Source organism: Bradyrhizobium sp. 197 (assembly GCF_023073375.1).
Taxonomy (GTDB): domain Bacteria; phylum Pseudomonadota; class Alphaproteobacteria; order Rhizobiales; family Xanthobacteraceae; genus Bradyrhizobium.
This window is the reverse complement of sequence record NZ_JADPJJ010000055.1, coordinates 45817-58957: the sequence shown is the minus strand read 5'-3', so window position 1 is coordinate 58957 and position 13141 is coordinate 45817. Positions and strand designations below refer to the sequence as shown.

At 62.9% G+C, this 13141-nt stretch carries 10 protein-coding genes; 5 read left to right on the top strand and 5 right to left on the bottom strand.

Annotated features, from left to right (window positions below):
• Positions 1-46: 46 nt before the first annotated feature.
• The 3 genes from IVB27_RS11660 to IVB27_RS11650 form a co-directional block, all read right to left on the bottom strand.
• Positions 47-2899, bottom strand: a complete 2853-nt coding sequence (locus tag IVB27_RS11660; protein ID WP_247443664.1) for a hypothetical protein — start codon at positions 2897-2899, stop codon at positions 47-49.
• Between the two features lie 112 nt (positions 2900-3011).
• On the bottom strand, positions 3012-3719 hold the full coding sequence (locus IVB27_RS11655; RefSeq protein WP_247443662.1) for a class I SAM-dependent methyltransferase: 708 nt from the start codon (positions 3717-3719) through the stop codon (positions 3012-3014).
• Positions 3716-4912: a glycosyltransferase family 2 protein gene (locus tag IVB27_RS11650; protein ID WP_247443661.1), complete on the bottom strand. Its 1197-nt coding sequence runs from the start codon at positions 4910-4912 to the stop codon at positions 3716-3718. Before IVB27_RS11650 ends, IVB27_RS11655 begins: the two co-directional genes overlap by 4 nt.
• A gap of 129 nt (positions 4913-5041) precedes the next feature.
• On the opposite strand from IVB27_RS11650, the gene IVB27_RS11645 reads away from it, so the two are divergent.
• Genes IVB27_RS11645 through IVB27_RS11630 form a run of 4 tightly spaced genes read left to right on the top strand, consistent with a single transcriptional unit; the run spans position 5042 to position 9496 of the window.
• Positions 5042-6307 (top strand): class I SAM-dependent methyltransferase, encoded by a 1266-nt coding sequence (locus IVB27_RS11645; RefSeq protein ID WP_247443660.1) that lies wholly within the window; start codon positions 5042-5044, stop codon positions 6305-6307.
• 55 nt (positions 6308-6362) lie between these two features.
• Positions 6363-7136 carry a glucose-1-phosphate cytidylyltransferase gene (gene rfbF / locus IVB27_RS11640; protein WP_247443658.1) on the top strand — a complete coding sequence of 258 codons (774 nt, stop codon included), beginning with the start codon at positions 6363-6365 and terminating at the stop codon, positions 7134-7136.
• Positions 7118-8215, top strand: a complete 1098-nt coding sequence (rfbG, locus tag IVB27_RS11635; RefSeq protein ID WP_247443657.1) for a CDP-glucose 4,6-dehydratase — start codon at positions 7118-7120, stop codon at positions 8213-8215. Before rfbF ends, rfbG begins: the two co-directional genes overlap by 19 nt.
• 48 nt (positions 8216-8263) lie before the next feature.
• Entirely contained in the window at positions 8264-9496 is a 1233-nt protein-coding gene (locus tag IVB27_RS11630; RefSeq protein WP_247443656.1) for a Gfo/Idh/MocA family protein, read from the top strand.
• 220 nt (positions 9497-9716) lie between these two features.
• Here IVB27_RS11630 and IVB27_RS11625 read toward each other — a convergent pair whose 3' ends face one another.
• Positions 9717-10940, bottom strand: coding sequence for a phenylacetate--CoA ligase family protein (locus tag IVB27_RS11625; RefSeq protein WP_247443655.1), 1224 nt, complete (start codon positions 10938-10940; stop codon positions 9717-9719).
• Between the two features lie 86 nt (positions 10941-11026).
• Between IVB27_RS11625 and IVB27_RS11620 the strand changes: the two genes are divergently transcribed.
• On the top strand, positions 11027-12181 hold the full coding sequence (locus IVB27_RS11620; RefSeq protein ID WP_247443654.1) for an AGE family epimerase/isomerase: 1155 nt from the start codon (positions 11027-11029) through the stop codon (positions 12179-12181).
• Here IVB27_RS11620 and IVB27_RS11615 read toward each other — a convergent pair.
• Positions 12178-13017 (bottom strand): ABC transporter ATP-binding protein, encoded by an 840-nt coding sequence (locus IVB27_RS11615; RefSeq protein ID WP_247443653.1) that lies wholly within the window; start codon positions 13015-13017, stop codon positions 12178-12180. The two genes, IVB27_RS11620 and IVB27_RS11615, sit on opposite strands and share 4 nt — an antisense overlap.
• Between the last annotated feature and the right edge of the window lie 124 nt (positions 13018-13141).

The window sequence follows — 13141 nt, the reverse complement described above, 5'->3', positions numbered from 1 at the left end:
AGGCAATGCAGCGATGCAAGGATGGCTCTCACCGTTCCTGCACGGATCACGAGTGATCCCGGAGGTCCACGATAATCCGCAATTGTCTGGTGTTCTGGGCACACAACGGCTGGGCTTGAGCCTGCGAAAGCGGGACGCTCCGTTCGTCAGCAATAGTCGCGGTGACAGCTATTCGCACCACCCCCGCGAGACCGCTGATGGGCTGCAAAAGCTGCTGACACAGCGCTCTGGGGAAAGCAAAGAGATCGATCGTCAGCTGAGATCCGGATTTCATCAGGAACATTGGTCCTGAGAAAGAAACCAGGCGCCGGCCGCTGACCAGGGTCGGAGGAGCTGCCGCGCCCGCGCGTTCCAAGGCGGGAAGGTCCAGCGGGCCGTCGGGGAGAGCGTTGCGCGCCGCTCGAAGTCCTTCAATCAGTGAGGTAAGCTCTGCCACTGACCCGCTCGACCGGTCAGCGAGATCACCAGCCGTCTTCACGTCCCGGTCGCTGCAAGCATCGGGAGATTGGGGGGCGCCCGCCCTCTGGAACCGGTAGACCACAACCTCCCGCGTCGATCCGCCCAACTCGCAGAGACGGCCACTGTTTCGGATCCGGTCCAGGATCGTCCGTTCGAGCGGCCCCAGGGTTGCATCGTCGCGCCGAACCACGACCACATCACCGGTCCCGAGCGTCACCTCATGCGCCAGGATGCGTGTGAGGAGTGCCGGAACGAGCTCATCGGAAAATGTGAAGGATCGCGGCAAGGTGTGCCACTTGTTCGCGTACATCAGCGCGATGTCGCTGAGCATCTGCCGACTGTCGGAGCTCTCCCCGAGCATCACGGTGACCTTCGTCGAATTCTCGGAGAATCGCTCGATCAGGCTCTTTGCTTCCGCGACGATCACGCGATCGTAGTCGTCCAGGGACCAGAAGTTATTTCTGGAACGAAGCGCGGTCTCGCTGTTCACCGTCTCGGACAACGACTGCCCCAACGCAGCCGGAGTACAACGGTGGTGATCCCTGCATTCATGCAGGAGCAGCGCATAGGGTGAATCGGCCCGAAACACATAGAGGCAGGAGAAGATTGAGGCCCAGAACACCAGGACAGCTGCCAATGCGGTCAATATGGCCGCTACGCGATCCCCACCAAGCGCAAGCCCGGCCAGCCAGAGTGTGGCGGGTAAGAACAGGAGTGCGAACGGCAAAAGCGCGATGATGGCGGTGAAATCGACCGACCGGCCGGCGAAATAGGCGCCCGTAATCGCCGTGAGTATTGCCGCAGGCAGCGCGTGGCGCAGCCAGGTGTCGCTCGTGGCCTGCAACGAGCTGTGTTTGTTGTCGATCACCAGCAGCCAACAGCCGGCGACCGCGATCGTGACCGCGGCCAGGATCGGAATCCAGCCCCAGAAGGCCGCATCGAATGGTACGGACCAGAACTGCGCAAGGGGATTATAGCTCGACAGAAAGCTGAGATAGATATCGAAGGCTGGCCAACTGCCCGCCGCCAGCAGCGTGCCCATCGACAGCGCGGCAGGTCCTGAAATCATGGAAAGGGCTGCGATGACGAGGTCCTTCGCCAGCCTGGCGTAGCTCCGGTCGCGGAAATTGCGCAGCGTGAGCGAGCCGGCATAAAGCGCAAACGCGCCGATGAAGGCCTCGATGCTCCAGAGGCCCGAGAGAAAGCCAGCAAGGAAGACGAGTGGGGAATGCCTGACGCCGTTTCGTGCGCCGAGTCCGACGGCCATGAGCAGGATGGCAAGATAACGCGCTCCCAGCACCGAAGGCACGGAATTGACGTTGCCTTGGCCGTTGTCCCACCCGGACAGCCAAAACAGGATGAACACCAGTCCGAACCAGACCGCGCTCATCCGGGTCCGGCTGGATTGCCACAGCGCGACGATGAAGAGGCCGTAGAAGATCAGGTTGCAGAGCTGGATGGCGATATTGGCCACTGCAAAGGACGGTGGTCCGAGCCGGAACGCAAAATAGGTGACGAGGACCGGGCCCGGTCCGTACTGCGAGAAAGTGTCGACCATCAGCATGCCGCCGTGCAGGAGGTGCAAGGCGGGACCAACGACAGTCATGTAGTGAAACGGGTCGCCTGCGAGCGAGAAGTCGAAGCTCAGGACGGTGCTGGCGACGAGCGCGACGGCGAGGGCGGCCCGCTGAGCCGACCGAAGTCGGGCGGGATGGGTCGCAGCAAGGCGTCGTTCGAGCATCAGCAGGCATCCGCCGACTGCCACCAGGAGGCCTGCGCACAATGTCGCAAGCAATAGGCTCGACCGATCCGGAAATCCTCCGGGCAGGCTCGGAAAGAACAAGCTGAAGATCGGGTTGAAATGGCGATTTCCCGGCTCGATCCTGAAGAGGACGATCAGAGCGGCTGCAAAGGCGAACACGAGCGCAATCGTTTGCGTCGACCTTGAACTCCATCGCGTAATGACCGCGCGAGCCCGATCAAGGAATCCTTCTCTTCGGCACGCGGAGCGCAGCGACGCGATCAGCACGACATACCCGACAGCCGAGACCTCGGCGACGTGCAGCGCGGCTTTGCGCCAGAATTCCACGCCTCCCTTGCTGGCCCAGGCCGCGAGGGCGACAAGGGCAAGGCTCACCAGCGCGGCGACTGAGCACCACACGTTCGCGGCTTCCAGCAGACGACCCGCCGTGGCTAAACGACGGTCGAGCCAATACTGCAACGTCACGGTACAAATCGGCAGAACCGAAATGCCCGAGATGAAGACCAGCATGGTTCGTAGTCGGGGTTCAATGCCCAACTGCTTGGCAAGCGCGATTTCGAACAGAAGGCCAAGCAACGTCAGAGCTGCGCTCGACAGCAGTGGTGCCACGTCGTCGAGCCAGGCGCCCGATCGTTGCCGCACCGCCTCGTAGCGATGCTCATGCATGTCTGATGTCATGAAATCGTCCCGGAAGCCTCAGGCGGGCAAGTTGAGAGGGTAACGGACGGCGCACTTTGCCGCGACTTTGGGCGACGCGGGCTGCTTCCGCGCGAGGCTTGAGTGATGCGCCTCAGGAGGGCACATGGGCGGACATGCAGTACTGCGCTCCGAGCGGCAGCCAGCCGAGGATCGTCTCCACCTTGTGAAAGAATGGAGTATCGAACGGTGTGAAGATAATGAATTGCTGTTTCGGATCGAGCATGCCGGCGGCACGAAACAGCTTGGCGAGCCGACCGGAGCGGAGCAACACGGCGTTCTCGTCGAACGGGCAGCTCCTGACGATCTTCTGCGTGAGCGGATTGAGCGGATTGTGCTCGATGATGATGACGAGGCCTCCCGGCCGGACCACGCGAGCCGCTTCGACGAGGAAGGGCTCCCAATCATCGGGCGGAACGTGATGCATGACAGCGATCGCATAGGCGATGTCGAAGCTGCGATCATTGTAGGGAAGCCGCGTGCCTTCATAGACATCGTAATGGACGTCCGGATTGCTGGCTTTGGCTTCTTCGATCACGGTACCGGCGACGTCGATCCCGGTCAGCTTGATGCCGGATTGCGCGGGCCGCAGGTGTGGATGAATCAAGCCTTGGCCGCAGCCGATATCGAGAACATCGAGGGGTCGCAATGAATTGTGGTTCTGGGAGCGGAGCTTGGAGAACGCATCCAGCAGGTAGCGCGCCTTCGCGCGCGTGAAAAAATCCTGAGGCTGGCCGCTAAAGGCGATCGCGCTGTCGATTTGCGCGCTGTAGCCGTCGCGATATCGATCGAATTCCGTCATGACGCCTGCTCCGTGCCGGTTCGGCGGGGGATATCGACCGGTATTCTTCGGACGCCCGCCGCCGCCGGCGCCTGTAGTGCCAGGCGTTCCAGGGACACATCCGGCATATTGATGCTGAACTCGATGACCGTCGTCGGTCGTGAGCGTACCTGATTGTAGATGCGTCCCACATACTCGCCGATGATGCCAAGAAAGATGGCGTTGAGACTGATCCCGAACAGCAGCAGCACTGTTGTCGTGGCAAAGCCCGCCGGCCAGTTGATGCCGAAGAATAGCCGCGAGAAGATGTAGAAAAAGCTCGCGAGGCAGGTCAGTACCGAGATTCCCAGCCCAATGAAGGCGGCGAGGCGAAGCGGGAAGATCGAGTGCGTGATCAATCCGTCTACCGCCAGCGCTATCAGCTTTCCGAGCGGAAACTTGCTAACCCCGGCTTGGCGCGCCTGTCGATCGTAGGCTACGCCGATCTGCTTGGTCGCGAGCAGCGAGGTCAGACCGCGCGTATAAGGCGCGACGTCGTTGATCAGATGAAGCTGGTCCAGCACGCTGCGGTCGATCAGCCTGAAATCGCCGCTGTCGAGCATCAAATTATCGTCGGACAGCCGCTTGAGCAGCCGGTAATAGACCCGTCGCGCCCACTGCAACAGCTTGCTTTCCTGCCGAAAGCGCCTGATGCCCACGACCACGTCATGACCCTGCTCCCACAGATCGAGAAATCTGGGGAACACTGTCGGTGGATCCTGGAGGTCGCAGTCGATCTGGATGGCGGCATCTCCGGAGGCCAGACGATAGGCCGTGAGCACGGACCTCTGGAATCCAAAGTTTCGAGCAAATCGCACCGCGCGAACGCGCGGATCGGCCGCCGCCAGTTCGGAGACAATAGCACTCGAATTGTCGGTGCTGTGGTTGTCCGTGAAGATGATCTCGAACGTATAGCGATCGTTCATTTGTTCGAAGACATCGCGAACCGCGTCATAGGCCCTGCGTATGTTGCCTTCCTCATTGAAGACGGGAATCAAAACGGAAATGAGCTTGCGTTCTGTGTCAGCAGACTTTCCGCGCATTTCGTTTGATGTCCTGTCCGTGTGTACCGGTATTGGTCGAGGTTGATGTCGGCTGAAAAATGCTAGTACCAGATGCGGCGCATCGCGCAAAGCCGCCCGGGCCTCTCGCGGGCGAATTACGTAGTATTCCAAAGGGCATATGCTTGATTAATGGGGGGCTTTCCAGTAAGGGTCGCCCGGCTCGATTGATGTCGCGCCGTCGCTCGGGAGGATCGCCTCCCGGAAATATGCAGTATCTCGTTGTTGCAATTAAGGTTCCGAATGCCCAACGCCTCACATCATGACATCCCAACCGGGAAGCTGACGCGCTGTCAGGTCTGCGGCTCCGAGCGGCTCGAGCTTGTCATCGACCTTGGCCATCAACCGCTGTGCGATTCGCTGCCGTCGAAAGCGCAGCTCGACGGTCCCGAAACGAGCTATCCGCTTCGTCAGGTGTGGTGCCGCGATTGCTCGCTGTCACAGATCGATTACGTCGTTCCGCCGGAAGTCGTATTCCATCCTGAATATCCGTACCGCTCCGGCATCACCAAGGAGCTCGCGGTCTACCAGGACGCGTTCGTGCAGGATGCGGTCGCAGATATCGGGCTCAAGCCGGACGAACTCGTTGTCGACATCGGGTCCAACGACGGAACGCTGCTCTCAGGGTTCAAGCGGCGCGGCATGCGCGTTCTCGGCATCGAGCCGACCAACATCGGGCGGATCGCGCAGGAGCAGGGCATCGACACGCTGCAGGCCTTCTTCGACGAGGAAACTGCCCGCAAGATCGTAGAGAATCACGGCCACGCGAAGGTCGCGACCGCCACCAACGTCTTTGCGCATGTGGCGCAGCTCGGTGGCTTCATTCGCGGCCTGGAGCGGCTGCTGGCGCCTGACGGCGTCTTCATCCTCGAAAACCATTATCTGCTCGACGTCATCGAGGGCGGCCAGTTCGACACGATCTACCACGAGCACCTTCGCACCTATTCGCTGAAGTCGATTGTCAAGCTGTTCGAGTTCTTCGACTTCACCTGTGTCGACGCGCAGCGCGTCAGCCGTTATGGCGGCAATATCCGCGTGTACGTGGCGAAGGGCAGGGGGCGTCCGGTCAAGCCCGCAGTCGCTCAACTCCTGAAGGCCGAGGATGATTTCGGTCTCTCGAACCCGGAATGCTACGCGGCTTTCCGTGCACGCGCCGAAAAGGTCAAGCGCGACCTCCTCGAACTCGCCCTCGACTGCAACAAGAAGGGCCTGAGCTTCGTCGGCAATTCGTGCCCTGGCCGTTGTAGCACGCTGCTGAACTATGTCGGCATCGATCGCATGCTGATGCCTTATATCTGCGAGCAACCCACCTCGCTCAAGCTCGGCCTGCATTTGCCAGGAAAGCAGATTCCGATCGTCGATAACGAGCGCCTGATCCGCGAACAGCCGGACCACGTGGTGCTGCTCGCCTGGCACTATGGTCAACCGATTGCGGAACAATTGCGGGCAAGAGGGTTGAAGTCGAAACTCGTTATGCCGTTGCCCGAAGTCCGCATACTCCCGGATTGAGCGTGGGCCGGACGTCAAGTCGGCGCGCCGGGCCGCCCTCGGTAGGAATAGTGTCATGAAAGCGATGATTCTGGCAGGGGGCCTCGGCAGTCGCCTTAGCGAGGAAACCTCCGTCCGACCGAAGCCGATGGTCGAGATCGGCGGTCATCCGATCCTCTGGCACATCATGAAGATCTACTCGTCATTCGGCATCAACGACTTCGTGATATGCCTGGGGTACAAGGGCTACCTGATCAAGGAATATTTCTCGCACTATCTGCTGCACACGTCCGACGTCACGATCGATCTCAAGAACAACCAGATCGACTTTCACGCTAGCCGGTCGGAGCCATGGCGCGTGACACTGGTCGACACCGGAGCGGAGACCGAGACCGGCGGCCGCATCAAGAGGGCGCTCCCTTATGTGCAAGACGAGGATGCGTTCTGCCTGACCTATGGCGATGGCGTCGCCGACATCGACGTCGCGAAGCTGATCTCGTTTCATCGCTCGCATGGCAAGCTTGCGACCGTTACCGGCGTGCGTCCACCGGGCAGGTTCGGCAGCCTCGTGCTCGAGGACAGCGTCGTGAAGGGGTTCAACGAAAAGCCGCTCGGCGACGGCGGGTGGATCAATGGCGGGTTCTTCGTGCTCGATCCCCGCGTCGCCCAGCTGATCACCGGTGACTCCACGACCTGGGAGCGGCAGCCGCTCGAGCAACTGGCCCAAAGCGGCGAACTGCGTGTGTTTCGCCACGAAGGGTTCTGGCAGTCGATGGATACTCTGCGAGAACGCAATTTGCTCGAGGCGCTCTGGAAGGAGAACAACCCGCCGTGGCGTATGTGGACGTGAACCCGGAGTTCTGGCGCGGCCGGCGCGTTCTGGTGACAGGACACACCGGTTTCAAAGGCGCCTGGCTCAGCCTGTGGCTATCCGCCATGAACGCGCGCGTTTTCGGTTTCTCGCTAGCCCCACCGACGACGCCGTCCTTGTTCGACCGGGCAGAGGTCGCGGCCGTCGTCGACGACACGCGCGGCGACATCAGGGATATCGGGGCATTGTCGCATGCTTTGGCGACCAGCAGGCCTGCTGTCGTGTTTCACCTTGCCGCGCAATCCGTCCTGCGCGAATCCTATCTCGACCCGATCGGCACTGTCTCGACCAACGTGATGGGTACGGTGAACCTGCTCGAGGCGGTTCGTCAGTTCAATCTCAAGGCGAAGGTGGAGGGGGCGGGCGACGGCGTCCGTTCGCTCGTCATCGTCACCAGCGATAAGTGCTATGAAAATCGCGAGTGGGTGTGGGGCTATCGCGAGAGTGAGGCGATGGGAGGCCACGATCCCTATAGCACGAGCAAGGGATGCGCCGAGCTGCTGCTGACGTCGTATAATCGTAGCTTCGCGGAGCCGCCGGCGGCTTCGGGGCGTGCGGGCAATGTTATAGGCGGCGGCGATTGGGCGAAGGATCGCATTGTGCCGGACGCGATCCGCGCCTTTGCGATGCAACGCGCACTGGAGGTGCGGCGCCCGCGTGCCATTCGCCCCTGGCAGCACGTGCTTGAGCCTCTTGCCGGATATCTGCTGCTGGCCGAGGCCTCGTTCAAGCAAGGCAGTGCCGTGGCGGAAGGCTGGAACTTCGGCCCGGGGCCGGAAAGCGAGCAGCCGGTGGCGCGCCTCGCCGACACGCTGGCCGCGATTTGGGGCAATGGCGCGCAATGGCAGCATGTCGGCAGCGACGAATTGCACGAGGCGACTTTCTTGAAGCTCGATTCCTCGAAGGCGCGAACACTGCTTGGCTGGCGGCCCCGGCTCGGATTTGACGACGCATTGAAAATGACAGTCGATTGGTACAAGGCGGATTTGGAGCGGTCGGCCTCCTCAATGCGTGATTTCACGCTCGGTCAGATCCAAGACTATTGCCACGCGACCTGACCGGACGTTTCCGACGGCTCACTCCGTGCGGAGATGAGGAGAGTTTCAATGAGCGGGCTCACGGTGGCCTTGGTCGGTGGCGGACGATGGGGGCGTACGCACGCTTCCATCCTGGCACAGCTTTCCGACCGTGTCGGTCGAGTGCTGTGGGTGTCGCGCCATAACGGCGAAGCCCTCAATGCGTTTCTCGCTGATCGTACAGGAGCGCCTCATCGGTTCACGCCGCTCGCAAGCCTTGACGCAGCGTTGGCTCTGCGTCCCGACGCTGCCATCGTTGCGACACCTGCCGCCGATCACGCCGGGACTGCCGAGAGCCTGCTGCGCAGGGATGTGCCAACCCTGGTCGAGAAGCCGCTTGCGCTGAGCGTCGACAGTGCAAAGGGTCTGGTCGATCTGGCGGCTGAGCGCAACGTCCCACTGCTTGTCGGCCTACATCTGCTAAGTGCGCCGTTCTTGCGTCATTTCTTGGGTTTGTGCACGGGGCGTGCGGTCGCTGCCATTGAATTGGAGTGGCTGGATCCTGAGCAGGAGACCCGGCACGGCATTGTCAAATTGTCCAATCTCACGACGCATAAGGTCGACGAGATCATTCCTCATCTTTGGTCGATGCTGCATCTGATCGACGACAACGCCGAGCCGCAACTGGGCGCGGTGAAGCCGCTGGCGCAAGGCGCGGTCGAGGTGGAACTGGGCTTGGGGCGGTCGCTTGCAGTGCTTCGGTTCGGACGGAGGGCTGTGCTGCGCAAGCGATTGATCCGCCTCGAATTACGCGACGGCGGCAGGGCCGAGCTTGATTTCACCATTGAGCCCGGCCGCATCTTCATCGATGGCGTTGAGTTGCCAGGCTTGGATGTCGGCGGCAAGCTCGGGCCGCTTGCGACGGAACTGGCGGGATTCCTGGACGTCATCCGCGCGGGTCGGGACTTCTCGTCATCGCCCCAGCTGGCGTCCCGTTGCATCGGTGCCGTCGAGCTGGCCGAGGCGGTGCGGACCCGCTTGATTGCAGAAGAGGCGCAGGCAGTGTCAGCCCGTCTCGCGCGCGGGGACGAGATGAAGGATCCCGATATCTCGGCCTGGATCATCGATAATGTTGCCCCGCTCCTGGACATTCAGGAGCCGCGTACCAGCGACCTGAGACAGGAGCTTGCAGACGTTATCGTTGATGCGGTCGAAGCCGCTGACCCCACGGCTCACGTCCACCACGACGGTCTGCGCCCCCTGATCGCAACGATACAGCAATCGGATTTCTTCAGGCATCTGACGCTGAGCCGATTGGCTTGAGCCGCGTGGCGCTGGGCGCCGCGATGATGAAATGCGGCGGGCCTTGCGATCGCACCGCTCACCCACGCCTATGGCCGCTGCTACCCGACCGGGACGGTGCCGCGCCAATTCCAGGACCGGCCAAAATATTATGGTCGCGGGTATTGAAGCGCGAACATTCAGTCACGAAACGTCGCGGATGGACTTTGGGCACCAACGCGGTCTTCGCCTGATTTCGACGTTACCGCTCGTCCGCGATCACCTTGCCGTCGTTCGGCAGCGCGCCGGGCCTCACCAGTTCGACGTCGCCTCCGAGTTTCGTCACTGCGCGCAAGCTGCCTGCAATCTCGTCGCGCAACGCGTCGCTCGCGGCCGCCGTTTCCGCTTTCAGCGTCATCGCGTCGGTCTCGCCCTGGCGCGCGACGACGAGGCGTAGTCTTCCGAGCGCGGAATGGCGCTTGCCGATCTCGGCGATCTGCTCGGGACGGACGAACATGCCCTTGACCTTGGTGGTCTGGTCCGCGCGGCCCATCCAGCCCTTGATGCGCATGTTGGTGCGCCCGCAGGGGCTGGTCCCCGGCAACGCCGCGGTGAGGTCGCCGAGCGCGAGCCGGATCCAGGGATGGTGCGGGTCGAGCGAGGTCACGACGATCTCGCCGACGTCGCCCGGCGCCACGGGATCGCCGGTGCCTGGCTTGACGATCTCCATGATCAGGTCCTCGCTCACGACCATGCCATCGCGCGCCCCGGTCTCGAAGGCGATGAGGCCGAGATCGGCGGTGCCGAAGGCTTGATAGGCGTCGATGCCGCGAGCCTTCATCTCCGCCTGGAGCGAGGGCGGGAACGCCGCGCCCGAGACCAGCGCGCGTTTGATCGAGGAGACATCGCGGCCCGAACTGGCAGCGGCATCGAGCAATATCTTCAGGAAGTCGGGCGTGCCGCTGTAGCCGACAGGGCGGTAGGCCTCGATCAGCTCGAATTGCTGCTCGGTATTCCCGGGACCTGCGGGGATCACGGCGCAGCCGAGCGCGCGCGCCGACGCATCGAAGATGAAGCCGCCGGGGGTGAGATGGTAGCTGAAGGTGTTGAGCACGATGTCATCGGGCCGGAACCCGGCCGCGAACAGCGCCCGTGCGCCGCGCCAGGGGTCGGCCTGTCGTCCCTCCGGCTCGAAAATCGGCCCTGGAGAGGTAAAGAGGCGGGCGAACGATCCGGGCGCAGCCGCGACGAAGCCTCCGAAGGGCGTGGAGGCCTTGTGCAGGGCCGGCAGTTCCGACTTGCGCAGCACCGGCAGGCCTGCGAGGGCCGTCCTCGAGGTCACGGCGGCCGGATCGACGCCTTTCAGCCGATCGGCATAGGCGGGCGCGGTCATCGCACTGCGCAGCACGCCTGGCAGGCGGGAGAACAGATCGGCCTCGCGCGCGGCTTGTTCGCGCGTCTCGAGGGCGTCGTAATGGGCGGTCATGGCTGATCTTTCCGGGTTGGCATCCGTTGCGCGCCGCCGCCGGCATGGGTATCAGACGGCCATTGGCGAGGTTTGAAGAGGACGTGATGGCGGACGAAGGAATCATTGCGGCGGGCGAGGCGGCGGACGTCGTCGCGCGCCTGAAGCGCCGCATGATCGACGAGGCGCTGCCGCTGTGGTCGACGGTCGGCTGGGACCATGGCGCGGGTGGTTTCATCGATCGGCTGCACCGTGACGGTACGGCGGACGTGGCCGCGCCGCGGCGCGTGTTCGTGCAGGCCCGCCAGATCTGGTGCTACGCCAAGGCCGCGCAGATGGGCTGGTATCCTGAGGGGCGCGCCATCGCGCTCAAGGGGCTGGAGCATCTGCTCGCACGAGCGAAAGCGCCCGACGGCCGGCCTGGCTACGTGCACCGGCTGACGCCGGAGGGCGCGGTGCTGGACGGCCGGCGCGACGCCTACGACCACGCCTTCATCCTGTTTGCGCTGGCGACCGTCTATGCGCTCGACCAGGACGCGCAAATTCGCGCCGAGATCGACGCACTGCTCACCTTCCTCGACGGCCATTTGCGCTCGCCGCACGGCGGGGTCCACGAAAGTCTTCCGGTCTCGCTGCCGCGCCGGCAGAATCCGCACATGCATCTGTTCGAGGCGATGATCGCGTGCTTCGACGCGACCCACGATTTGTCGTTCCAGAACCGCGCCGGCGAGTTCTTCGCGCTGTTCCTCGCCAATCTCTACGACAAGCAGACGCGCGCGCTCGGCGAATATTTCGAGGAGGACTGGTCGAAGATCGCGCCGGTCAGCGTCGAGCCGGGACACCAGGCGGAATGGGTCTGGCTGCTGAAGGGGTTTGAACGCATCACGGGCTGCCCGACCGGACAGCGGCGCGCCGAACTGCTGGAGACCGCGCTGCGCTATCGCGACGCGGCCAACGGTTGCCTGATCGACGAGGGCGACGACGCCGGCAACATTCGCCGCGGCACGCGCCGGCTGTGGCCGCAGACCGAGATTGCGAAAGCGTGGATCGCGCAGGCCGAATCCGGCGAGACGGGCGCGGCGGACGAGGCGCGCATGGCGCTGGCGCGGCTCGAACGGCATTATCTCAACCATCCTGTGCGGGGCGGCTGGTACGACCAGTTCGATCGCGACGGCAAATCGCTGATCGACACCATTCCTGCGTCGTCGTTTTATCATGTTCTCTGCGCAGTCACGGAAGCGGAGCAGGTATTGGAAGGTTAAAGCCAGCGCTTGCGCCGCTTGAAGCTCTTGAGGTTCTTGAAGCTCTTGCGCTGGTCGCCGGCGCCGCCGAGGTAGAATTCCTTGACGTCCTCGTTGTCGCGCAATTCGTCCGCGGTGCCGTCGAGGACGACCTTGCCCTGCTCCATGATGTAGCCGTGGCTTGCCACCGACAGCGCTGCGCGGGCGTTCTGCTCGACCAGCAGGATGGTGACGCCGAGGTCGCGGTTGATCTTCTGGATGATCGAGAACACCTCTTTCACCAGCAGCGGCGACAGGCCCATCGAGGGCTCGTCCATCAGGATCATCTTCGGTCGCGCCATCAGCGCGCGGCCGATCGCGAGCATCTGCTGCTCGCCGCCGGAGAGATAGCCGGCTAGCCCGGTGCGCTCCTTCAGCCGCGGGAAATAGTCGAAGACCATGTCGAGATCGGCACCGACCTCGCGGTCCTTGCGGGTGAAGGCGCCGAGCTTGAGGTTTTCCAGCGACGTCATGTCGGCGACGATGCGCCGGCCCTCCATCACCTGGAAAATGCCGCGGCGGACGATCTTGTCGGGATCGATACCGTTGATGCGCTCACCCTCGAACAGGATCTCGCCGCGCGTGACCTCGCCGTCCTCGGTCTTGAGCAGCCCCGAGATCGCCTTCAGCGTCGTCGACTTGCCCGCGCCATTGGCGCCGAGCAGCGCCACAATCGTGCCCTTGGGGACGTCGAGGCTGAGGCCGCGCAGCACCAGGATGACATCGTCATAGACGACTTCGATGTTGCGCACGCCGAGGAGGGGCGGCGCGGCTACGATGCTGGGGGAGGGGCGTGTCGCTTCTGCAATCTGAGTCATGCTTCGCAGTTCTCCGCAGTCGTCGCCCGGCTTGGCCGGGCGACCCAGTAGTCCAGAGACGCTTGAGATTCACGGAGAAGCCGCGGCGTACTGGATCCCCCGCCTTCGCGGGGGATGACGATTG